This is a genomic window from Danxiaibacter flavus, from assembly GCF_041060425.1.
Taxonomy (GTDB): Bacteria; Bacteroidota; Bacteroidia; order Chitinophagales; family Chitinophagaceae; genus Danxiaibacter; species Danxiaibacter flavus.
The window spans coordinates 416,848-442,015 of record NZ_JAULBC010000003.1 but is presented as its reverse complement, the minus strand read 5'-3'; the positions used below and the strand labels follow the sequence as shown (position 1 = coordinate 442,015).

Genomic DNA, 25,168 nt, shown 5'->3' with positions numbered 1-25,168 from the left:
TAATTCAGCTGTAGCACTTAAAGAAATCAGACGTCAAAAAATCTTACATCAGCAATCTCTTTACATCCCCTGACACAATTAAATCAGGTTATCGCACATAAAGAAATCAGACGTCAAAAAAATCTTACATCAGCGATCTCTTTGCATCCCCTGACACAATTAAATCAGGTTATCGCACATAAAAAAATCAGACATCATCAAATCCTACATCAGCGCTCTCATACATCGTAAATCACACATCGCACATCATACATCATACATCATACATCATACATCGTACATCATACACCGTACATCGTACATCATACACCGTACATCTAACACCGTACATCACTTGCTGCTCACCGTCTTCGGTGCATTATGTATTCTTCTTTTAAACACATCATCCCAATCTATAAACGGATAGATGTTGTTTTTCTTTGCAGTTTCATCAAACACACCTTTTAGTTCAGCTAATTTCTCTGGATATTTTTTAGCCAGATCAACTGTTTCGTTGAAATCTTCGTTCAGATTGTAAAGTTCCCATTTGTCATCGTCGTAATTCGAATTGATCGTCTTCCTGACATCTGAAAAAGAATTTTCGTCAATGTAGTCCGGATGGTGCAGTGTTGCTGCCTTCCAGCCATCTTTGTAAATAGCGCGTGAGCCAAAGATGTAGTAGTATTGTTCTCTGTGTCTCGATGGAGCTTTTGCGTCTGCAAAAGAATAAGCAAGTGAAGTTCCCTGCAATGTATCCTGTTTAATTCCCCTGATAGATTCAGGTGCACTAATGCCCGTTACTTCAAGCGTCGTCGGCAGAATATCATTAACGTGTCCGTATTGTGTTCGTATGCTTCCTTTGTCCTGTATGCCTTTGGGGTAAAATACGATCAGCGGATTTCTGGTGCCCCCTTCAGCATTGGCATCCTGCTTCCAGTATTTAAATGGCGTATTCGCTGCCTGTGCCCATCCAAGCGGATAGTTTGTCCATGAGGCTGGTGTTCCGATTTGTTCAATACCGTTTTCGTTCAGCTGCAGGAATTCTTTTTCCGTGATGCCCTGGGTTTGCCCGCCTGTTCCTTTGCCTCTTACGGTGCCGTGAAGTGTCCCTTCTTTACTGGCGCCATTGTCACCGATGATGACAAAGATGAGCGTGTTGTCAAGTTGATTGATCGACTTTAAATGATTGATCAACCTACCTACTTCATAATCGGTGTAAGTAAGGTAGCCGGCGTATACTTCCATAAATCGTGCATACAATTTCTTTTGCTCAGCATCCAGTGTGTTCCATGCTTTTATCTCCGGATTGCGTTCAGGCAAAACGGCATTGGCCGGTATAATACCCTGTTGCTTTTGTCTTGCGAATACTTTTTCTCTGAACACATCCCAGCCATCATCAAATTGGCCCTTGTATTTGTCGCTCCATTCTTTGGCAACCTGGTGCGGTGAATGCGTAGCAGCAGGCGCATAGTACAGGAAGAAAGGTTTGTTGGGCGCCGCTTTTTTTTGTTTGGAGATATAGCCGATGGCTTTGTCTGTAAGCTGTTCGCTGAAATGTCTGCCATCAGGTGTTACATGTGCATTATCTTCAACAAGATCAGGTTTGTACTGGTCCGTTTCAGAACCAAGAAATCCGAAGAAGTGTTCAAATCCTTTGCCAGAGGGCCATCTGTCAAACGGACCAGCATCAGTTGCTTCTTCATCAGGAGTAACGCCATACTTACCCACGGCGAAAGTATTATAACCTCTGTCCCTGAGTATCTCAGCAACTGTTCCTTTATCAGAAGGAATACGGCCGTCCCAGCCGGGAAATCCTGCGGACGCAAATACGTGAGAGAAACCACCTTCATGCACGTAGTGATGATTACGGCCTGTTAACAGTGATGCGCGTGTAGGTGCACAAATGCCTGCCGTGTGAAAGTTGGTATAACGCAGGCCGTTATTGGCAAGGCTATCAAATGTAGGTGTGCTGATCACGCCGCCAAAAGTGCTGGCCGCACCAAAACCAACATCATCCAGCAAGATCCAGATAACGTTGGGCGCATTTGCCGGAGCTTTCACCGGCTCGGGCCACCATTCTTTTGATTCGGCGAGTGTTTTGCCAACAACACCCTGGTAGGTTTGCTGACCATTGGTTTGTGCTTGTACCGTTGACAGCATTAAGCTGCCCCCCGTTAGTGCAATGGTGACTATTGATCTTTTCATATTTGTGTGGAATTTAATTGAGGTTTCAGGTGTCAGGTATCAGGTGTCAGGTGTCAGGTGTCAGGTATCAGGTATGAGCTGTGAACATTTTGTGTAAATACTTCAATGTTAGTGACAATAGCTCATAGCTGAATGCTGATAGCTGACAGCCTTTTCATATTTGTGTGAAATTTAATTGAGGTTTCAGGTGTCAGGTATCAGGTGTGAGCTGTGGATATTTTGTGTCAATACTTCAATGTTCGTAATCTATAGCTCATAGCTGAATGCTGATAGCTGACAGCCTTTTCATATTTGTGTGAAATTTAATTGAGGTTTCAGGTGTCAGGTATCAGGTGTGAGCCGTGAACATTTTGTGTCAATACTTCAGTGTTAGTGATCACTAGCTCATAGCTCATAGCTGAAAGCTGACAGCCCCGGCTATTCCCATCCGGGATTTTGTTTTAACAATGGATTTAACTGAATTTCTGTAAGCGGAATTGGGAACAACGTATCCTTTGGACTTGCCGCAGACTTGGCCGCTATCTTATGAAGCGCATCAACAAGAGAATTTCCGCCCTTTCTTACAAGATCAAACCAGCGCTGACCTTCCTGTATAAATTCCTTTCTTCTTTCGAGAAATACAGAATCCCTGAAGGCTGCCTGGTTTAAACCTTTAGTAAGTTCGGGTACATTGGCTCTGTGGCGCACCTGGTTAATTGCGGTGTAAGCTTCAGCAGTGGGGCCTCCGTTGATCTCATTTAAGACTTCAGCCTGCAATAACAGTATTTCAGCAAAACGTATCACAGGGAAATTAATGCTGCTTAAATTTTGAGAATTAAGCGGAGTTACACTATAATCAACAAATTTATTCAAGTAGGGTGTGTAAGGGTTGTTGAATACAACTGTTTGGCCATTCGCAGGATTGTATTGTGTTGTATAGAAAGTAACGGCTTTACGGGTATCGTCATCCGCAAATATTTTTACAACACTGCTGTCTGAGATGATGTCAATCGGAAAAGTGCCCGTATTGAAAGAAGTAAAGCTTGAGCTGAGATATTGAACGCTGTTCGCTTCCCCGCCATTGCCATTAAACTGAACAGAGAAGATATGCTCAACACCATTCTTCGTTGCTTTTTGAAAAACATCTTTAAAGTTTGGAATCAACGCATAATTATAACCCCCATTCAGTACCGCCTGTAACTCGGTTAAAGCATTGCTCCATTGCCTGCGGGTTACATACACTTTCGCCAGCAACGAATGTGCAGCTCCGCTGGTTATCCGGCCTATATCGCTACCGGAATAAGATTTCGGCAAATTGGTGGCATCTTTAAGATCCTGGATAATCTGGGCGTACACGCTGTCTTTTGATGTTCTGGGCACCTGGATACTGCGCAAATCCGTAGATGTTGGATTGTGCAGTGCCAGGGGCACGTCACCGAACAGCCTTACGAGGTTGAAATACAACAATCCTCTGATGAATTTGGCTTCGTTGATCAACCTGTCTTTCAATGCGGCATTGCTGAATTGAGATGCATCGATGAGTGCTATATTATCAATCGCAATGTTTGCCCTGTTAATGCCAAAATAATGTTGTTGCCAGTTCTTTAATATTCTTCCGTTAGAAGATACATAGGTAACAGTTCCCATTGCTCTAACATCCGGGTTGGTATTGCTCGGGCTAAAATTGTGATTATCGCTGGCGTTATCTGTTAGCAGGTTTAACTGTCTGCCGTACATAGGGAAATCTCCCGGTGAAGCATTCAATGTGTTGTAAACTGCATTGACAGCAGCAATTGCGTCGGACTGTGTTTTGTAAAATTGTGTTGAAACAACCACAGATGTGGGATCTTCAACAAGCTTGTTGCATGATTCAAGAATAGTGACAGTGCCGAGTATTGATGTGATAATTAACGCAGTAATAAGCCTACGTTTATTGATGGATTTTTTTATGAAGATTGTTTTCATTGTTTTTGTGTTTACAATGACTGAATAAATTATATAAATGATGAACTGATTGCGCTAGAACGTTACATTAAGTCCTGCAGTAAAATTTTTAACTGATGGATATAAGCCCATGTCAATTCCCTGTTTAGTGTTATCGCCGTCATAGAAATTAACTTCCGGATCAAATCCTGTATAACTCGTTATGGTGAAAAGATTTTGTGCTGATACATAAACCCGCACTTGTTTAATCCTGATCCTCGAAAGCACTGATTGTGGCAGACTGTAACCAAGTGAAATATTTTTCAGGCGGAGATAAGAACCATCCTCAACATAACGGTCGATGATCTGGGGAACCGGAGAATTGGTAGCCCTTGGCACAGTGCCGTTGGGATTTGATGCGCTCCATCTGTCGAGCAATGTTGCTGAAGCATTTAACGATAGTGTTGGTTTTTCCAGCAACTGCTGATACTGGTTGAATATTTTGTTGCCATAAGAACCCTGCAACAGGAATGAGAGATCAAATTTTTTCCAGGAGATGTTGTTTGAGAAGCCAAAAGTAAACTTAGGCTGAGCGTTACCCAGCTCGTGTTTATCTGCATTGGTTACACTGGTATGACCATTGATGGGCACATATTTCCTGTCGCCCTCTTGTTGAGGAACACCCGTTAATAACGGAGTACCCTTTGCGATGTCTTCGCCTGTCAGTAATCCATCAGTTGTATATCCCCAGAATGTTCCTACGGGTAAACCGGTTTGTACAATTACGGGTGACTGCTGTCCGATGGGCGCTGTCGGGAAAAAGTTAAGTATGCCAGGGCCAAGACTAAGCACCTTGTTCAGGTTTTTAGCAAAGACCAATGTGGACCGCCATACAAAGTTCTGCGTTTTGATGTTTTCCGAATTGATAGAAAACTCAAAGCCCTTGTTTTCAACACTGCCGACATTCTTCACTATATTGACATAACCCGTATATACCGGGAATGGAACGTTCAACAAGAGGTCTGTTGTTTTCTTGTAATAAGCATCAACACTGAAGTTTACGCGATTGCGGATAATGGAAAGATCAATACCTGCGTTGTATTGTGTGGTTGTTTCCCATTTGAGATCCGGGTTGGCCAGTTGGGTGGGTGCGATACCTGTTACAAGTGTGAGCGGATTTCCGAAATAATAGTTAACAGGGGCCAGGGTTGATAACGAGCTGTAAGGAGGTACGCCTGAGTTACCCGTTTGTCCTGCAGATAAACGGAGTTTCAGGTTGCTGATGGTATTGTTTGATTTTAGAAAATCTTCCTCTGATATGTTCCATGACAAACCGATAGAAGGGAAGTAGCCCCACTTGTTATTTGTTCCCAACACAGAAGATCCGTCGGCACGTGCGGAAATAGTTGCATTATATTTATGCTTGTAAGAATAACTTGCTCGTGCCAGCCAGGAATTTAATGTCCAGCTATGTGCATTCGAGCTGGCAAGTAATGGCGTGCTGGCAGATCCCAGGCTGTTGTATGTAGTCAGGTCATTGGGGAATTTTTGTGCTGATGCAACAGATGATTCGTCGTTGCCTGACTGAGTGGTATAGCCAACGATAACATTCAAAAAATGATCGTTGCCGAAAATATGATCGTATGTGAGCGTATTTTCATTCAACCACGTAGTCGCCTTTATGTTGCCTACAGAGCCGTAACCTTGAGGTGTGTAGCCGGCTGTTGTATAAGATGGCGCATAATAGTTTTGTTTGGTATTGATAAGATCTGCGCCTGCACTGATTTTTAATTTCAGATCCTGCAATATTTTATACTCTGCTGAAAAGTTGCCGAGTGTACGTGTTATATAACTGCGATTAGTTGTTGCAGTTATATCCTGCAGCGGATTGGTGGGCACGCTGATATACGGATTGTTTGTGTTGTAGCTGCCATCTGCATTTTTGATCGGCACGAGGGGAACAGTTTGTAAAAGCGTCGCAAATGCAGGACCGTTAGCATTGGAAGTTTCATCCTGTGTAGAGCTGCTGCCGAAAATGTTTACCGAGATCTTAAACCTGTCGGATAAATTGCGCTCGTAGTTCACCCTGCCGGAATACCTTTTAAAACCGGTATTAAGCACAATCCCTTCCTGGTTGAAATAATTTCCGGAAACAAGGTAGCGTGTTTTGTCATCGCCGCCGGAGAAGGAAAGCTCATGATTCTGGATAGCACCATCCCGCAAGCCGGCGCTTTGCCAGTCATATCCTTCGCCAAGTGCAGCGATTGCTGAATCAGTATAAGTTTTCGGAACATTATCGCTAATGTTGATGTCATTCACCAATGACGCCCACTGCGAAGCGTTCAGCAATTTCTTTTTATTAGTTGCCTGCTGTACGCCATAATAACCACTATAGGAGATTTCATCCCGGCCTTTTTTGCCTCGCTTCGTGGTGATAAGTACTACTCCATTAGCACCACGTGAACCATAGATAGCCGTTGCAGATGCGTCTTTCAATACCTCAATAGACTCGATGTCAGACGGGTTAATGGTGGAAAGCGCATTTACAGTGGCTCCGCTTGTTGCACCGGAATTTGTATAGCTATTGTTATTGTAAACAATAAATCCATCAATTACATACAAGGGGTCGTTACCAAAGCTGATGGAGTTGCCGCCGCGCACCCGGATGGTAGCTGTGCTTCCCGGCTGTCCTGAACTCTGCGTTACAGAAACGCCGGAAACTGCACCTTGCAAAAGATTGTCAAAAGATGCTGTCGGTTGAGATAAGACGTTTTTTGGAACACTTGCTACGGAACCGGATATGTCACTTTTCCGTTGCGTTCCATAACCTACTACAACTACTTCGTTTAACTGAGTTTGAGATTCCTGTAACGTGATAGTTACTACCGGATCATTGACAATTATTTCCAAAGGCTGGTAGCCAACATAATTAATGAGTAAAGTAAAGGGAAGCTTTTGTCCTGTGCGAAAACTAAACTTGCCCTTGCTATCGGTTAACACTTCATGTGTAGTGCCTTTTATGTGTACGGTAGCGCCATCCAGCGGAGTCTTTGCCCTGCTGTCAATAATGGTTCCTGTAAGTGTTGAGTTAATTAATGGCTCAGGCGTTTGCTGAGCAAAAGTGAGGATAGGAAAAAGCAGTAAAAACCACACTCCATTGCGGAAATGTTTTTTCATTACATTTGATTTAGTAATTAAATAATGGTAACGGCCTGCGGCTTTATGTCGCAGTGCTGTTTAACGAGCCTTGTTTAGTTCGGGCCGGGACTGTTGCGAGCAGTTGCCGGCCACTTTTTTTAATTGAAAATTGATAGTTGAAAATTGATAATTGAAAATGATGCTGCTGTCAAATAGAACTTATGCAAATTTTCTAGTCTAAAGATCTTTTATTCTGGTGCTATGTTTTTATAGAATTTCTTTAATCCATTCAATTTTTTAACCCACAGACATAGTACATCACCAGTAAACCAGGTCTTCTGGCAATGTTGTTTTTTAGAAACGACATCGTAAAACCATGTTTGATAATTTTTAAAAATGCTGAAATGGCGGCGGGCAAACAGTTAGAGCGATGTTGGTCTTAGCAACAACAACATGAAGGACAGCATTCAGTTAAAGCCTGCTTGCAGAAGGAATTTGTTAGTATTACTTGTCTGCTTTGTGTTTCAGTGAACATTTTCTTTGCTATTAGTTTCCGGTATTTGTTACCCCCTTAAAATGAGCAACAAAACAAATGTAGTAGAATTTTATTAGTCTACCAAATTAATAGGATATAAAATTTGAGAGATTGAAATTTGAGATTTAAAATTATTCGGGTGCGAGCGCGTTCTTAATTCAGGTACTTGCTGTTGGTTTGAGTGGAATATAAATATTGCTTCGTATTCAGGTAGGTTGACCTGAGCGTGCGCAGTTAGATTATCATAAATCTCAAATTTGAAATTTCAAATTCTCCAATCCATCCCGCTTTTTTCACCGTTCATCCAATATCAATTTTTTTGTCTCGTTAAAATCGTGGAACATTGCACTTCGAAATTGAAGCCCCGATCCTTAAAAGACTTTATCACATCCTAAGGCAATATATAATACCAGCCAAAGAGGTGAATGAGTTTTCCCGGTGATCCCGCACCTGTCAATTTCAAATCTTAAAATTCAAATCTCAAATTGCATAACCTATAAATCACTTAAAAAATGAAACAGACAAGGTATAACACCTTTAACCTGATCCACAAAGCCCTTAGAGCAAGTCTGTATGATGCGGCAAACACATTACAGCGGACGGATTTCAGCAGCCGTGAACAAGGATGGAACGCGATAAGGAAAGTTGAACGTGTATTGTTCTACTTTGATGAACATGCGAAGCATGAAAATAATTTTATTCTCCCGGCTATTCAACGTTACAATGCAAAGCTGGTTGATGATTTTGAACGTGAGCACGTTACGGACCACGCCTTGTCGAAAAATATCAATGATTACATTATTGACTGGAAAGTAACTTATGATGAAGAAGAAATGATTGATCTCGGTACGCAGATTTTTTATGAGTTCAATGAGTTTATTGCTTTTAATCTTTATCATATGAATAAGGAAGAAGATCTTCTGAACAAGGTATTGTGGGAGCATTATAGTGACCTTGAAATTCTCCAGATTCACCAGGCGCTTGTACAGTCCATTGAACCAGCTGTGCTTGCTGAGCAAAGCAAATGGATAATCCGTTCGATAAATGATGCAGAGTTAACACAATGGATCAATGGGATCAGGAATAGCGCACCGGAACATGCATTTAAAGCATTTCTGCAGATGGCTGAGTCCGAGCTGCCCGCGGAAAGGTGGAGTTATCTAAAGGATGCAATAAGAGGAAAAGCTGTGGTCTCTGACATTTATGGATAATTAAAACAGCCCGGTTCTACCGGGCTGTTTTATGCTTGTATTAAGAGGCTTTTACTATTCAGAATATAGCGGTAATGAGCATTGGGAAATCTATCCGGAACTGTCTTTCAGAAGGCAATTGCCGCATATATCCCTTTTCTGTTATAACGTGATGCGGTCTCTGTTATCTTATGGATATGTTGATAGCCAAGTTTGGTGAAAAGTTTTTCGAGCGATGCGAAACTGACAGGATAAGGAACCCATGAAGAAACAGCTGTGTCGGTATCATATTCAACAATCAGCAGGCTGTGCCGTTGTTTCAATGATCGCTGTGTTTGTTTAATAAAGCTTATTTTATCCATTATATAATGTAGAGAATTGGCCATAAGCATACCGTCGAGGTTATTGAACGGCATGCCTTCAGATGAAAAATCAGCAACTTTTGTTTGAATGGAAACATTGTTATACGAGTCAGGAATGTTCTGTAAAACGCTTTTGTTTTTGTCAACTGCATAAATATGACTACCCTTGGGAAGTAATGAGGCCAATGCGAGAGTGAATAAACCGGACCCGCATCCAGCGTCAACCCATGTTTCAGGTGCATTGAAAGGATATACCTCCTGGTGTAATAATCTTATAGCTTCTTGTAACTCCATTAAAATTGTTTTACAACATTGCTTCGATATTTGCAAGGCGTGCAAATATTTCCAGTATTCCTGCCTGGTCCAGCAGTTTTTTCCTTACCTCTTTACCCATCAGTCCCGTGTTGCTATCTCTTTGTTGCCATTTTCTATCAGCATCTTTCATCATTAACACAACATAAGCTTTGTTCTTGTCAATAAGAAAGAGTTCTTCGTATCCCCGAAGCAGCACTGCGTTGAACCAGTCGTTGCCCGGGAAGTGCCCGTTCTTATAAAATTGCGTTGCTGATGCTGAAGCTATTCTTTGCGCCTCAGTTAAATACTTTTTGTCTTTGGTTATGTTGTAAAGCATTGCATTTGCCTGTAACATGGTTCCTGTGTTATAGGTGTACTTTGCTGAATCAATTTTTCCTCCCGGAATTTTTATTGCATCATAAAAAAGTCCGTCGGCCGCTTGTAAATGCTTGTTCGTCCAGTTATATAAAAGCATTGCAGTATCGAAGAATTTTTTGTTGCCAGTTGCATTATAAAGCTTGAGTGCCAGCACAATGCCCGGACCGTTAGAACAGGTGTTTTTTGTTGTGGTATCATTTTCGCGCCAATAAAGTCCGCCACCCAGCTTAAGATCAAAACCCGTCATCATAAACCGGTAAATTTCTTCGGCCAGTGTCAGGTAGTTTTTATTTGATGTTCTTTTGTACGCATCCATGTATGCCAATCCTACCCACTGGTTGTCATCAATATACCGGTCATCATTTTCGCCTAAATAGGCTTTATATCCGGGCGCCGGAGATTTGGTTGTGTAGTATTTTTTAATCGCAGTAGTAATCCCTTCCATATAACTTTTGTGCGTATTCATTATCTCCATCTCATTGCCTGCCTGTATCAATGCGCAAAGCGGCCATAAATAGGAATAAGGATGATCATCTTTAGAATAATCGGTTGTTTCTCTGAAAAGCTGAGAGGATGGATCGTAAAAGAAAGTGTAGATATTCTTGTAAGTGCTATCAGCATATTGGCGGAATTGCTGAGTGATTGACTGGCTGTTGCCACAAAAAGACAGGGAGATCAGTACTATAAAAGCAAAAAAGCGCCGGGATTGCAGAATCATCAGATTTTTTTGCTTTCGAAAATAACGAAAAACGCGGGATGGAGTTCAATGCTCATTTAAATCAGCCAATTAAATAAAAAGGTAATTCTTAATAAAAGATTGCTCCTTTAATGTAAGAATTACCTTTTCACTGAAAGAAAAATATCCATCTGCGGAAAAAACTCCGCAATATTCAACACAATTATCTGTTTTTATTGCCGCTAATGGTAAGCACAATGCCTACAGCTGCCACTGCCACGCCAGTGTAAGTTGGCCATCCGACCCACTTATTTTCCTTTTTGTTTATCTCCACATTGCCCAGATCAACGACATTTTTTTCTGTATGATACGTAAAACCTTTGAAGAGTATCATTACAATACCAACTACAATAAGTATTATACCGAATGTTTTCATATAATGTTTATTGTAGTTGGTTCAATTACTGTGCCACCAGGATCAGTGCTTATTTTTTAAACTCTACCCAATCCAGCGTAAACATATGCTGATTGGGTGGTGTATCTTTCTTAAATACAAAATACAGGTCATTTTTTCCGCCCGGATCTTTTACAGGAGCAGTCACTTCTACAAACTTCTGCCAGTCGCCGGTAGCTTTATAATCAAGCGTGCTGATAACCGGACCTTTTGCAGAACCAACATGTACTTCAAGTGTGGCTGCTATTTCTTTTGACGAATAACGATAAGTCAGTTGTTTGATATCTTTCAGATCTATATTCTTCAAAACGAAGTAAGATTTGTTATGAATAGCACCTAACTGTTCCCTGCTCCGGTTAATGTTATGCAACACATCGGCATCTTCAGCCTGCACACGAGCAGGACGCAATACAACCTGGTTGTGTGCAGTAAGCGGAACAATGCCGTTACCCTGATCTGTATAAGATGCACTTAATACATAACTACCACCTGTTTTTGCATCATCGGCTTTCAATGCTACAGAACCTTTTGCAGGAAGACTGTCATAAGATTTTTGACTTGACAGAGAAAGAATATAATCAACAATTTTGCGTGTGTTTTCTTTTGAAAGCTGTGGGTGCGCACTCATCGCGTGGTCGCCCCAAACACCAGCACCACCTGAGATGATCTTGTTTACCAGCCTGTCAGCTTCACCGGGTTTGCCGCTATAACGTTTGGATACTTCCATAAATGCCGGGCCAACTGATTTTTCATTTAATGTATGGCAGGCTTTACAATCACTTCCGTCCATTAACGCCTTGCCCGGGCTTACGATAACGGTACCGGGTTGCTGATGACCCAGAACTGAAAATGAAGCTGCTTCTTTAGGCACGTATTTAAGATCTACAATAATCTTTTGCTGATCGATTGTCTGATCTTCTTTGTCCGTAACCGCTACATCATAATTAATCGGCTGACCGGGGAAGTAGAAAGTGCTGTTTGAAGCTACCTGTACGTTTACAGCAGCCAGTGTGTTTCCTACTTTAATGTCGATTGACTGCGTATTCTTTTCACCTTTAGGATCGGTAACTGTAAGCGTTGCTTTGTATACGCCATTTTTTGTGTACTGGTGCTCTGGTGCAACTTCCTTAGAGGTAGCAGAACCATCACCAAAATTCCACTCGTAAGTCAACTCATCATCTTCATCATTATCTGAGCTGCTGCTACCATCCAATTTTACCTTTAACGGAGCCAGGCCTATGCTGTCTTTTGTTTTGATGGCCGCCACCGGAGCACGGTTGCCACCATTAAACTCAAGACGAACCAGTCTTGCATCGTCATTATCCGCACCATATACTGAACCATATTCGAGCATATACATTACGCCATCAGGTGTTATTTCAAAGTCGATCGGGCGTTTGAAATTACCTGTCAACGGCATAAACGGTTCCATGCGCTTGTAATTGTTGTTCTCATCCAATCTTACTGCGAATACCCAGTTACGCATCCAGTCAGCAATAAACAATGCCTTGTCGTAATATTCGGGAAGACCGATCTTGTTGTGCTTGTCTTTGTTATAATGATATACAGGACCAGCAATAGCACAACGGCCGCCTTGTGCAAGATCAGGGAATTGATCGTAGTATGCATATGGATACCAGATCATTGCGCTTGTTGTCGGAGGCAGTGTTTTAAGACCTGTGTTATATACTGAATTATTTGCAGGCGCTTTTGCATCAAATTTTTCGCTGATCACCTTCGTCACAAAATCATAACGGGGGTAGGCTTTGCTATCACCCACAAAGTAAGGCCAGCCATAGTTTCCGGGTTTCTTTGCCTGGTTGATCTCATCATAACCACGCGGACCTTTGTCGCCATCTTCACCGGCATCTGGTCCAACCTCACCCCAATACAAAATAGAGGTAGCCTGGTCAACAGAGATACGGTAGGGGTTTCTACAACCCATTGTATAGATCTCTGGTTTTGTATCTGCAGTACCTTTTGCAAACAGGTTGCCATCAGGTATAGTGTAAGTTCCGTTCGGTTCAGGATGAATACGTAAAACTTTACCACGCAAATCATTTGTATTGGATGCTGAGCGTTGCGCATCATATGTCAGGCGACCTGGTGTTTCGTCAATTGGCGCGTAGCCATCAGAAGCAAACGGTACAGTATTGTCGCCGGTAGAAATAAACAGGTTTTTATCCTTATCCCATGCCAGTGATCCGCCGGTATGGGCACTTACTTCCAGATCGATCGGTACTTCAATCAATACTTTTTCTGAAGAGACATCAAGTGAATCCCTTCCAATGATCTTAAACCTTGAAATATTCTGCCTTGCCGGCGTTTTGTTGGGAGAATAAAACACATAAACAAAGTTGTTGGTATCAAAGTCAGGATCAATTGTCATACCCAGTACACCATTGCCGAAGGCGGTCTTTGTATCCGGAAGTACCTGGAAGTTGTACAGAACTTTTGTGCTGTTATTGGTAGGATCGTACATATAGAACTTACCTGAACGTTCGGCAAAGAACACGCGTCCATCATGCGCAACAGCAAGTTCCATTGGTTCATTTAGGTCGTTAGAGAGGATTACTTTATTAAACCTGTTTTCTTCAGGCGCTTTTGTAGCATATGATTTGGCGTAATCGAGTTTTACGCCATTACCCATTGCGTATTGAATACCGCCCGCTAAATGTTGCAAAAACAATGGCTCGCTAAAGCTTTCTGCTGTGTGGCCGCCACCGGTATAGAATGACCGGCCGCCGTCAAAATCCTGGTACCACGCAATAGGATGATTGTCTCCGTTTTCACCGCCCTCATAAGAATCTTCATCCAGCTTCGCAATCACTTTTATTGCCGGACTAATGCTTTTGTAATTATACCACTCATCCGTTCTTTCCCATGTTTGGGGCAAACCTTTGGAGGCAGGATTAGTTGTATCAGTAACGATTACGTTTGCTTTTCTAACATTGGGATCGCCCGGATGACTCATAAAATAGGCTCCTACAAGCTTATTGTACCAGGGCCAGTTGTATTCAGCATCTGCCGCGGCATGTATCCCTACAAATCCGCCGCCAGCTTCAATATAGCGTTGAAGCGCAACTTTCTGGTCTGAATTCAGAATATTTCCGGTCGTGCTTAAGAAAACGACTGCAGAATATTTTTTCAGCTTATCATCATTGAAGTACGTAGCATCAGAAGTGGTGTCTACATTAAACTGGTGCTCTTCTCCCAGTTTAATAATGGCAGCAGCTCCCGCCGGAATTGATTCATGATGATATCCCTTTGATTTTGTAAAAACGAGTACTTTGGGTTTGTTGTTGGTACAGTTAGTAAATACAATACTCCATAAAGCCAGGAGTACAAGTTTCGAGGCATTTTTCATGTGGTGAAAGTGACGTTATTATGAATAAAGGGCGAAAGATAAAAAAAAATGCCTTTTAAGCCCGTGGTTTTCTGTGAATGGAGCGTATTGTCGGTAATTTTTACCTATTATATTTTATTTTTATTCCTGCCGGGAAGATGCTAACGATGGTTGATAAAGCAGCGTTTTAAGCTTTTTGAGGAGGAGGTGTTTTAATAAAAAATTTCAGTAAGGCTGCAAATATTATTATTTCCGCAACTATAAAAACGAAGTATCTCACGGAATCAGATGCATAGCTACCGGAGAGCCAGAAGTAACAGAGGGCAGCAATTGCGCAAATGGCACCGGTAAGGGCAATACCCCATTTAGCAGCTTCCATAGCAAGATAGGCCTTGTGAACCGGGTTGCTGGATGCCTTAACATCAGGTTTGATCTTTGAGAGAAGATAAATGTTTTCTATTATGTCAAACAACCAGGGTAAAAATTGCAGGAAAGCAAGGGCGGTAAATACAGCTTTGCCTGCGTCATGTTCCATTTTTCCGGATATAAGCGCACAGGCAATATAAATGCAACCATAAGCAAAAGGCATGTATAAAAAGTCCAGGTACAATTGACCTTTTAATGCACCAATTGATTTGCGGGATTGTTCAGGCGGCAAATCATACAGGCCGGCAAGCACATTCTTCAACTCGAGTGGTGTGGCCGGTATCTCCAGATCCATTATGCTGAATTTGCGAATAACAACATCTTTAGTATAAAAGTGCCTCCCTTGTAAAGCCATCAGGAACGATATCAGCAACATGATTCCAAAAAATATACAGAATAATTGCCAGTTAATTGTGTACATATGTTAAATAATTACACGTGATTTACTTTCAGAAGTTTTTTGTTCGCTAAGCAATTTTTGCTGCATATCTGAGCGTTCATTCTTATACGCATCCCAGTCAAACTGTATTAAAAAATCAGTCGCAGCTTTTGCTCCGCGAACAAACATCTCAATCTTATCTTTATCCGTAATAAAGAAATTAAGCCAGTTGAAATCGGCCAGCTGTATTGTTCCGATCCCTTTTTTGAAAAACTGATTCTTTATCAGGAAATCTTTGTCGTAGTAAAACCTGATCGTGTTGAACATGCGGCCGAAATAACCCGCCAAACTCCAGTTCTCAGCCGTTTTTGCGCTGTCATCCGGTTTAGTATCATCCAGGTCTATACCGAATGAGGGCAGCCTGGGAAAAAGCACTTTTGGATTGTAAAACAGGTTTATCGGAAAGTTGGATAGAATGCCGCCGTCAACAAATCTTGCAGTTGAAGGAGGATCAGTTTCTCCAAAGGTTTTCAACCAGACATCTTTTATATCCTGATCAGTACACGGTATATCGTTAATAAAATAAGATTCGAAGAACACCGGAATAGACATTGAGGCTCTGATAAAGCCTGCAGGTTGTAAACTGTTTATGTCGCCCGCTTTCCTAAACAGGTTGCACATTGCCGGGAACTGTATTTTGTTTTCAGTAACCAGCTCAGAGGTAATAAAGGTAACATCCCCTTTAAGATCGGCTATTCCTTCCTCGTGCGGCACACGCAAATACAATCCATTTATTTCCTGGGCAGCTTTTTTGTTCAGGTCATCAACGGTATGAACTCCATTTGCCTGCAATTGTTGTTTTATCCAGTCATAAAAGTAATCGCCCGGGTTGATCCCAAAACCTGAGTTCTTTAAACGCTTCAATAAAGTTGAAATATAAACAAGCAAGACCGCAAGGATCAATAAGAAGAAACCTGTAAGAATAAAAAATGTTTTGGTAAGAACGGATACCCAGGGTACAGCCTTTTGCAGGCCCAGGCACACGAAATCACCGGTAACAAAAAAGAGCAGCGTAATCACGATCCCCGCTATCCATTTTTTTACGTTGCTGTTAAAATCTGTGTTAGTGATAAAATTTTTGATGAGCATTCTTGCGACCGGGTGGCCGTCTACCAGGTTAAAAAAATTGAGTTTGCAGATGGCATCCAAAACCTTGTCGGATTTGGCTTCTTCTTTCCGGCCTATCACAGTCATTAGCGATGTGTTGATGGCTCCGGCGCTCGTACCTGCCAGGCGCATAAACCTTATACCCATGTATTCAAGTATATAAGTATAACCTACAAGTGCCACGCCCAATACGCCACCGCCTTTTTGTACCAGGTTAACGTATTGATGGTTCTCACTGTCCAACACATCAGAAACAACAAATGGCCGTCCATTGCTGCCGAACTCCCGTTCTAGCCGTTCAACGCATTCTTTTACATCAGGGTTGTTTGTGAAATCTTCAATTTTAAGCATAAGGTTATGGTTAGCAGTTTAAATGTAATAGATAAATATTGAAATGTCAACCTTTTAGATTACAATTAGAGGAATCGTCAAGCGTTCTTTATCATTATTGTCCGATTAAAATTTGAACAAAATGAGTCTAAAACCTTCTTAGATCACAGTAGCAGATGAGCTTAAGCTACATCTAAATAAGAAGAGTATCCGATGTTTCAAAATCAGGGGTTGCCAAGAGAAAAAATATCCGATCCTGGCACGTGGGCTTTTAGTGAACAGACGTGATTAATAATAACCCATACGAAGAAACATTTTAGCGCTGGTTAACCCAATCCCGGAGGGATGAAATTATTATAGAATGAAATAGACGGCGGTATTTAAAACCCAAAGCCCGCCTGACCGGACGGGCAGGGGTTGACATTATACTATGCCACCCTTTCAGGGTTTGAATAAATAATTTACGCATTACTATAATAATTTCATCCCTTCGGGATTGAATAAATTGAGCTTATTCTTCCGAATAAAATTAGATTGATTAATCTCTCCGTTGTTAATTAAAATACTGTTTCACTGTTAATCGGACAATAATGGTTCTTTATCGCCCGTTTTTATGCTTTGTCAATTTATGCTGCACTGATAAATTTCCTATACGGAAAACGACAATCAGAAGTAAAGAGTAGCTTTGCTTTCCAAATAATCAGCTATTGATTCAGGATAAAAAACATAAGAACAAATTACTGTTGTGGCTGAAAAAGCTCGGGTTCTGGGGCTTTATGTTTTTCCTTGTTAAGGGTCTTATATGGCTGGCCGTTATGTACCGGATTGCCAAATAGCACCAGTTATTGCACTTTAGATGCCGGATGTTCTACATTTCACCTTACACCCTATTCCGAATCTTCACCCGTTCCTCCATTAACTTTTTTTATTCAAAAAAATGTTTTCCCGTTATTTGGGTGGTCAAAATAGTTATCTTTAAGAACCCTGCTACTGTAACCGAATAAGAACACTAAACAAACAACAATGGAACCAAGACAAGCTGACATTTCCATGGCCGAAATGAAGGCACCACCCGTATCAACACAACCTTCTTCAGCAAGCAATTTTATTAATCAGCGCCTTTATTCGTTGGATGCATTACGTGGCTTCGACATGTTTTGGATAATGGGTGCGGAAAGCATTTTTCATGAACTCTCAAAAGCAACAGGTTCACCATTTTGGGGTGCAGTTGCTAACCAGCTTACACATCCCGCGTGGAACGGTTTTCACATGTATGACCTTATATTTCCGCTATTTCTTTTCCTTGCGGGCGTAGCAACACCTTTTTCTGTCGGCAAGGAACTTGAAAAAGGCAAAAGCCGGCAACAGTTGTTGTGGCGCGTAATAAGAAGAGGTTTGTTACTTGTACTACTCGGTATTATTTATAACAACGGCCTGCAGATAAAGCCCATTGCAGAAGTGCGGTTCGGAAGCGTATTGGGACGCATCGGGCTGGCATATATGTTTGCGAACATAATATACCTGTATACCAAGCAAAGAGGCCAGCTGATCTGGTTTTTCTCGCTGGTAACAGGTTACTGGCTATTGCTCAAATTCAACTCCGCACCTGGTTTTCCCACAGGCGACCTGACGATGGAGGGAAATTTTGCTTCATACATTGACCGCCTGCTGATGCCGGGCAAACTATACCTGGGGATTCATGATCCCGAAGGTTTAACGTCAACTATTCCTGCCATTGGCACCGGATTACTGGGAATAATGGCTGGTAATTATCTGAAAAGAAAAGATGTTAGCGGCAACACAAAGGCCTTACGGTTAGCCATTGCCGGGGTCATATGTCTTGTTATTGCACAAATCTGGAACCTTGATTTCCCGATTAATAAAAATCTTTGGACCAGCTCATTTGTGTTTCACGTAGGTGGCATAAGCCTGCTGTTTCTGTCAATCTTTTATTTTATTATAGATGTAAAGGGTTATAAAAACTGGGCATTCTTTTTCCGCATAATCGGAATGAACTCTATTTTGATATATATGTCCGAGCATTTTATTAACTGGGAATACTCCAACAACGGCTTCTTTAAATGGCTGGGACAACTGGTAGGAAATCCGTTTAACGCTGTAGTCTTAGCAATTACTTACGTGCTTCTTAAATGGCTGTTCCTGTATTTTATGTATAGGAAGAAAGTGTTCTTGAGGGTGTGAGGTAATGTAAGATGTACGATGTACGATTTTAGATGTACGATGTAAGATGTACGATGTAAGATGTACGATGTAAGATGTAAGATGTAAGATGTAAGATGTACGATGTTAGATGTACGATGTTAGATGTACGATGTACGATGTAAAGGATGCCGGATGCCTGATTTGTTGAGGTATAATTTATTATATGCACATAATTAGTCAAAACTTTGTCGTGTCCTGACATCTAACATCGTACATCTAACATCGTACATTCCTCAATATTGTTTTCTTTGGCTGCAATTAATGCTCTCACGCGATTAGCAAGTTGCTCGTTGATTTCCATGAGTGATAATTTTTAAGAAGATATTGACAGTAGTTCCGGAAATTCAGTCAAATTTACTTCACCCTTGTTTATATTTTTTATCGGATTGGATTTAAATTCGCTTCGCCATATTGCTTTTAAAGCATCATACCTGAATAAATATCAATCTGCATGAAATATACTGTCGCAAGATTTTGTTGCGTTATTTTTTTAGCATGCGTATCTTTTTTCTCGTTCTGCCAACATCCGGTAAGTTTTCACACTGACAAATGGAAAGGTTTTGCAAGAGTAAATTTTCTGCTGGAAGATCATGCTGCTTATTATGTAAAGCCTGCAAAAGCATTACCGGGCAATCCCTGGGTTTGGAGAACGTCTTTTCCTGACTGGCACACGGAAATGGACAGCCTCTTACTGGCAAAAGGATTTCACATTGTTTTTCTGAATGTTGACAATCAATATGGAAGTCCTTCGGCAATGCGCCTGTACAATAAGCTATATCAATATCTGACCGATTCAGTTTCATTTGCCCATACTGTTGCCCTGGAAGCTGTTAGCAGAGGTGGATTGTATGCTTATGCGTGGGCAAAAAGAAATCCTGATAAGGTTAATTGTATTTATGCTGAAGCTCCTGTCTGCGATATCAAAAGCTGGCCCGGCGGCAAAGGGAAAGGCCCAGGCGACAGCACATGCTGGAATCAGTTCCTGCAGATATTTTCTTTAACGGAACAGCAGGCGTTGCTATTTAAAGATAACCCTGTTGATAATCTTGAGGGAATGGCCGCTTTCAAAATTCCAGTGCTGCACGTTATAGGTTACGATGACAGGTTATTGCCATCTGACGAGAATACTTATATGCTTGCACAACGTTATACAGCCCTCGGTGGGCCAATGTCCATTTACCCGGTAACAATGGGACCGCAGGAGCTGAGCGGGCATCATTTCCCTATTGAACACGCGGGCAAATGGGCTGATTTTATTGCACAAAACGCATATCCTGCAAATGACAGATTGCCGTATGGGCCTTATGTGAACAAAAGAAATGGGCTACAAAACAGCTTTAATGCCATCCACAACAACAAGGAGGCAACCGTTGCCTTTCTCGGCGGATCTATTACCTACAACCCGGGATGGCGCGATAAAATATGCAGGTACCTGAAGGAGCACTATCCGGATACAAAGTTTCATTTTATTGCTGCCGGTATTCCTTCGCTGGGCAGCCTTCCTCATTCATTCCGTTTACAAAGAGATGTGCTGGACTCCGGTAAGGTTGATCTGTTGTTTGTTGAGACAGCTGTAAATGATCGTGTTAACGGAACTGATAGTCTGACACAAATGCTGGCGCTGGAAGGGATTGTGAGACACGCTAGGAGAACCAATCCTCAAATGGATATTGTGCTGATGTCATTTGCTGATGAACAGAAGAATGATGATTATGGCAAAGGCATTACGCCTGTTGAAATTGCAAACCTGGAACGGGTTGCAGCACATTATGGACTGCCGTCTTTAAATATGGCGAAAGAAGTGCATGATAAGATCCGTAATAAAGAATTTACCTGGACGTATGATTTTAAAGATGTGCATCCATCACCTTACGGACAGGAGCTTTACGCTGCTACCATTAAAACGCTGCTGAATAATTGCTTTAATGATAACAATTTGAACAAACAGTCCTCTCAAACAACAATGGCAGCTCCGTTAACTAAACAGAGCATTGATAACGGAGGATATGTGGATATACACAAAGCAGGTACAGACAACGGCTGGAAGATTGATGAAAATTGGGAACCTTCTGATGGTCTGTCCACTCGTGATGGCTTTGCGCATATGCCTGTTTTGGTTGGCGACAAGCCAGGTGCAGTTTTGTCTTTTAAATTCAAGGGCAATGCTGTTGGTATTGCGATAGTCTCAGGAAGCGATGCAGGAATGATCACTTATTCAATTGATAATGGCGCTCCCAAAACCATCAACCTTTATACGCAATGGAGTAATTTGCTTCATTTGCCGTGGTACTTATTACTCGGAAGTGAGTTAAAGAATACGAATCACACTTTGCATATAAAAATCGCTGACAGCAAAGACGCTAAAAGCAAAGGCAATGCGTGCAGGATCGTACACTTTTTAGTTAATGGATAATTGGAAAGGGAAAATTGAAAATGTGCAAATGGGAAATGTGCAGATATGCGAATGAATAGATGCTTCGGTGCACGATCGAATTATTAGTGAGACCCAAAGGCAACAACAAGAAGGCCTTTCATTTTCAATTTTCAATCATTATTGTTACACTAAATCTAAACAGGTTGGGTCGCGATCCTTGTCGGATAAAAGTTAGGGCTGACTTTTGCCGAACTAATCCTAATCCCGAAGGGATGGAATTATTATAGCAAAGTCCGGACCCACGCCATCAAACCCCGACGGGGTGACATTTTATTATGTCACCCCGTCGGGGTTAAATAAAGATGTATCTTCTCCTCTATAATAATTCCATCCCTTCGGGATTGCATAACTTCTGCTTATCTCCTTAATAAAATTAAACGCCGTTAACGTTGCTACTTGCAGACGACTTGCCTTTTCATAAGCTTTAGCGCTACAACCACAGAGGCCTTCATTTTCAATTGTCAATTATCCCTTATCAATTAGTTTTAAGGCTTTCAGCATATCATTACTTCCCGTAATTACCTTGCTAAACAGATCGCCTTTCTTTTCTACACGTTCAAAAATATTGTCGATGGTGAATTGCGATGGATGCAAATCGTGATTGACTTCTTTCCATTCCAGTGGAGTTGAAACTGTTGCGCCTTTTTTTGGCCGCAAGCTATATGCACAAGCAAGCGTTTGCCCCTGGCTGTTTTGAAGATAATCAACATAGATCTTGGAGCCACGCTTACTTAGTGATCTTTCAATGCTGGATGTATCAGGCAGCATTTCTACTACCATGCCTGCGATGATCTGCGCAAAATCTCTGACCTGCTTGTAATCATATTTGTTTTTCAAAGGAGTATACACATGTAATCCGCTTGCGCCGGATGTTTTACAAAAACACTCCATCTTAAGTTTGTCCATAACTTCCTTCGTTGCCAAAGCAACATCAACAACTTCCGTAAACTTACTCTTAGGTGAAGGATCAATATCTATTACCATCCACGTAGGGGCATCCGGTTTCAGGATAGTAGAATTCCATGGATTTATCTCAATACAGCCAAGGTTAGCGAGATATAACAGCGTCGCGAGGTTGTTGCAGACGATATAATCGATCGTCTTGTTGGTGCTCGCACTTTCAACAGGAAATACTTTTGCATAGGAGGGAGCATTCTCCCCGGCATCCTTGTGAAAAAATCCTTCGTCACGAATACCATTGGGGTTGCGTTTCAACGACAACGGCCTGTTCTTCAAATGAGGAAGAATGTAGTTTGACATACGCTCATAATAATGTGCTACATCGCCCTTTGTATAGCCCTCGTCCGGCCAGAATATTTTGCGATAATTGCTGATGGTTATTTTCTGCGCGCCGGCCTTGATGACTTCATCTTTCTGCGGCGGTTCAATTGCGGCTTCGCTTTCGTCATTCATATTTTTAACTTTTTTCTCATCACGTAAACGTAAAAAAGCAGGATGTCTGAAGATACCGTCCCTTGTAACTTCTGTATAGGCAATGTCTGCTACAAGCTTAGGTTTTAGCCATGTTACTGCATCGTTCACCGGAACCTTTTCAGCAAAGGGCGACTCATCAGTTTCCAATGGTTCCATTGTTTTTTTCAGGGCTTTCAATAACTCAATGCTGAAGCCTGTACCAACGTGACCCCGATACTGCCAGCCTTTCCCTTTCTTTGAAGCCAGTATCAGTGATCCGAAATTCTTTCTGCTGCCACGTGGTGCTGTATATCCTGCGATCACAGCTTCTGTGCTTTGCACGTTCTTTATTTTCAGCCATTCCCTGCTTCTGTATCCTTCAGAGTATGTACTGTCTTTTTTCTTGGCTATAATGCCTTCCAGTCCTTTTTCCCTGGCGGTGTTGAAGAAGGCAACACCGGCATCCTCAACATGGTCACAATAACAAATTACTTTATTTTTCTGCAGAAGCTTTTTTGCAAGCTGCTTTCTGTCTGTCAATGGCAGCTTTCTTGTATCTTTTCCTTCCAGTTCAAGGATATCAAATACATAATAGATCAAAGGATAATTAAGATGGTTTTCATAATGCTGCAGTTTTTGAAAATCAGGCAAATTCTTGTCATTAATTAGTACAACTTCACCATCAAGAACCACATCATGTTTGAGCTTTGCAAGTTCTTTCGCGATGGATGGAAAACGTTCGGTAAAATCTATTCCGTTGCGGGAATAAAACCTGAGTTTTTCGTCTTTCCATTCTGCTATAGCCCTGTATCCGTCCCATTTTATTTCAAATAGCCATTCCTTATCATCAAATGGTGTCTTCGTGATAGAAGCCAACATCGGCTTAATGTATTTTGTTACATGTTTGGCTTTACCATGACGAATAGAGGCAACGTTCTTTTTAGCAGGAGCATCATCAAGATCATTCTCTGCGCTATATATGGTATTTACCGCGTAATCATCCTTGTGTTTTATCAGCAACCAGTTTTTATCGTCATCTTTTAATCTTACCAAAGCAAATTCACCCTTCAGTTTTTTCCCTTTCAGGGCAAATTTCAATTGACCTCTTTTTATTGCAGCAAGTGCTTGTTTTTCTGTAATTGGCTCGTGGTCCTCGGTTACCGGAACAAATGTACCATGATCCCAAATGTCTACATTGCCTGCGCCATAGTTGCCTTCCGGAATTTTTCCTTTGAATGTAATGTAGTCAACAGGGTGATCCTCTACCATTACTGCCAGGCGCTTTTGGGTAGGATTAAGCGAAGGGCCTTTGGGCACGGCCCAGCTTTTCAACACGCCACCAAGCTCAAGCCTGAAATCATAGTGAAGGCGTGTTGCTTCATGACGCTGAACTACGAAACGGAATTTATTTTGCTTCCCTTGTGCTCCCTCCGGTTCTTTTGTTTGCTTAAAATCTCGTTTCTTTTTATAGAGCGCTAAACTCATGAGGCTCTCTTTTTAGCAGGTGATGAAAGACTGGCTTTCAATTGTTCCATCAAATCCTTGGATGTGGAATGAACGACTTTCATAGGCTTGTATGGCAACGTCTTGCCCTTTGCTTTTGCATGAATGATCTTTAATAATTTATCTGTATAATCGTCCTTATACTTTGATGGATCATAAGCTTCGGTTAGTTGATCAATTAAGTTGATGGCCATTTTAACCTCTGCCGGTTTGCTGGTTTTTCCGGGTAAGTTAAGGCTTGATGTATCCCTGATCTCTTGTGCAAATCGTATGCGGTTCAAAACAATTACATCCCCTGAAGCTTTGATCAGGCAAACATGTTCGCGATTGCGCATTACAAACATGCCAACGCCTGCTTTTCCGGTTTTAGCGAGGGCTTCTCTTAGCAGCGCATAGGCTCTTGCACCTGTTTTTTCAGGCTCCAGGTAATAAGGCACTTCAAAATATATGCTGTCTATTTCAGATTCATTCACAAACTGCATTATTTCAATGTGCTTTGTTTTTTCCGGGCTCGCTTTCTCAAAATCGCTTTCATCCAGCACCACGTACTTTTCGTTCACCAAATATCCTTTTACAATATTTGCCCATGGGACTTCTTTGCCGGTATTTTCATTTACTCTTTTGAATTTGATATTGGCATAATCTTTTTTGTCAAGCATATCAAGATCGAGCGTGCTCTCTTCAACGGCGCTGTACATTTTTACGGGAATGTTTACCAGGCCAAAACCGATTGAACCCGTCCATATTGATTTCATGGTTTTTTTCTACAAGCTACCAAAAAACGATGCCAAAAGCAATTGCAGAAGAAAGCGAAAAGAAAGCGCAAATAGGAAG

14 protein-coding genes are annotated in these 25,168 nt (G+C 41.6%); 3 read left to right on the top strand and 11 right to left on the bottom strand.

Annotated features, from left to right (window positions below):
* Window positions 1–330: 330 nt before the first annotated feature.
* From QTN47_RS12235 to QTN47_RS12225, 3 genes are all read right to left on the bottom strand, one after another.
* Complete coding sequence (locus QTN47_RS12235) at window positions 331–2,184, bottom strand: arylsulfatase (RefSeq protein ID WP_369329666.1); 1,854 nt, start codon at window positions 2,182–2,184, stop codon at window positions 331–333.
* 417 nt (window positions 2,185–2,601) lie between these two features.
* A complete protein-coding gene (locus QTN47_RS12230; protein WP_369329665.1) occupies window positions 2,602–4,128 on the bottom strand; it encodes a RagB/SusD family nutrient uptake outer membrane protein in 1,527 nt (508 codons plus the stop codon).
* A gap of 54 nt (window positions 4,129–4,182) precedes the next feature.
* Entirely contained in the window at window positions 4,183–7,263 is a 3,081-nt protein-coding gene (locus QTN47_RS12225) for a SusC/RagA family TonB-linked outer membrane protein (RefSeq protein WP_369329664.1), read from the bottom strand.
* Between the two features lie 1,008 nt (window positions 7,264–8,271).
* On the opposite strand from QTN47_RS12225, the gene QTN47_RS12220 reads away from it, so the two are divergent.
* The gene (locus QTN47_RS12220) at window positions 8,272–8,970 is read left to right on the top strand and encodes a hemerythrin domain-containing protein (RefSeq protein WP_369329663.1); all 699 of its coding nucleotides are present in this window, start codon (window positions 8,272–8,274) and stop codon (window positions 8,968–8,970) included.
* A 107-nt stretch (window positions 8,971–9,077) separates the two neighbouring features.
* Here QTN47_RS12220 and QTN47_RS12215 read toward each other — a convergent pair whose 3' ends face one another.
* The 6 genes from QTN47_RS12215 to QTN47_RS12190 all read right to left on the bottom strand — a co-directional run bounded on the left by QTN47_RS12215 (window position 9,078) and on the right by QTN47_RS12190 (window position 16,782).
* A complete protein-coding gene (locus QTN47_RS12215) occupies window positions 9,078–9,605 on the bottom strand; it encodes a class I SAM-dependent methyltransferase (protein WP_369329662.1) in 528 nt (175 codons plus the stop codon).
* A gap of 10 nt (window positions 9,606–9,615) precedes the next feature.
* On the bottom strand, window positions 9,616–10,701 hold the full coding sequence (locus QTN47_RS12210; RefSeq protein ID WP_369329661.1) for a glycoside hydrolase family 76 protein: 1,086 nt from the start codon (window positions 10,699–10,701) through the stop codon (window positions 9,616–9,618).
* Window positions 10,702–10,882: 181 nt separating this feature from the next.
* Window positions 10,883–11,095: a hypothetical protein gene (locus QTN47_RS12205; RefSeq protein WP_369329660.1), complete on the bottom strand. Its 213-nt coding sequence runs from the start codon at window positions 11,093–11,095 to the stop codon at window positions 10,883–10,885.
* Window positions 11,096–11,144: 49 nt separating this feature from the next.
* Window positions 11,145–14,480: a ThuA domain-containing protein gene (locus tag QTN47_RS12200; protein WP_369329659.1), complete on the bottom strand. Its 3,336-nt coding sequence runs from the start codon at window positions 14,478–14,480 to the stop codon at window positions 11,145–11,147.
* Between the two features lie 166 nt (window positions 14,481–14,646).
* A complete protein-coding gene (locus QTN47_RS12195) occupies window positions 14,647–15,306 on the bottom strand; it encodes a hypothetical protein (RefSeq protein WP_369329658.1) in 660 nt (219 codons plus the stop codon).
* Between the two features lie 3 nt (window positions 15,307–15,309).
* Window positions 15,310–16,782: a patatin-like phospholipase family protein gene (locus tag QTN47_RS12190; RefSeq protein WP_369329657.1), complete on the bottom strand. Its 1,473-nt coding sequence runs from the start codon at window positions 16,780–16,782 to the stop codon at window positions 15,310–15,312.
* Between the two features lie 1,002 nt (window positions 16,783–17,784).
* Between QTN47_RS12190 and QTN47_RS12185 the strand changes: the two genes are divergently transcribed.
* Together QTN47_RS12185 and QTN47_RS12180 are read left to right on the top strand one after the other, a co-directional pair.
* Window positions 17,785–18,963 carry an acyltransferase family protein gene (locus tag QTN47_RS12185; protein WP_369329656.1) on the top strand — a complete coding sequence of 393 codons (1,179 nt, stop codon included), beginning with the start codon at window positions 17,785–17,787 and terminating at the stop codon, window positions 18,961–18,963.
* Window positions 18,964–19,435: 472 nt separating this feature from the next.
* Window positions 19,436–21,397, top strand: coding sequence for an SGNH/GDSL hydrolase family protein (locus QTN47_RS12180; protein ID WP_369329655.1), 1,962 nt, complete (start codon window positions 19,436–19,438; stop codon window positions 21,395–21,397).
* Between the two features lie 486 nt (window positions 21,398–21,883).
* Here the strand turns inward: QTN47_RS12180 and ligD are convergent, their stop codons facing one another.
* Both ligD and ku read right to left on the bottom strand, forming a co-directional pair.
* Window positions 21,884–24,316 carry a DNA ligase D gene (ligD, locus tag QTN47_RS12175; protein ID WP_369329654.1) on the bottom strand — a complete coding sequence of 811 codons (2,433 nt, stop codon included), beginning with the start codon at window positions 24,314–24,316 and terminating at the stop codon, window positions 21,884–21,886.
* Window positions 24,313–25,089 carry a non-homologous end joining protein Ku gene (gene ku, locus QTN47_RS12170; RefSeq protein WP_369329653.1) on the bottom strand — a complete coding sequence of 259 codons (777 nt, stop codon included), beginning with the start codon at window positions 25,087–25,089 and terminating at the stop codon, window positions 24,313–24,315. Before ku ends, ligD begins: the two co-directional genes overlap by 4 nt.
* Between the last annotated feature and the right edge of the window lie 79 nt (window positions 25,090–25,168).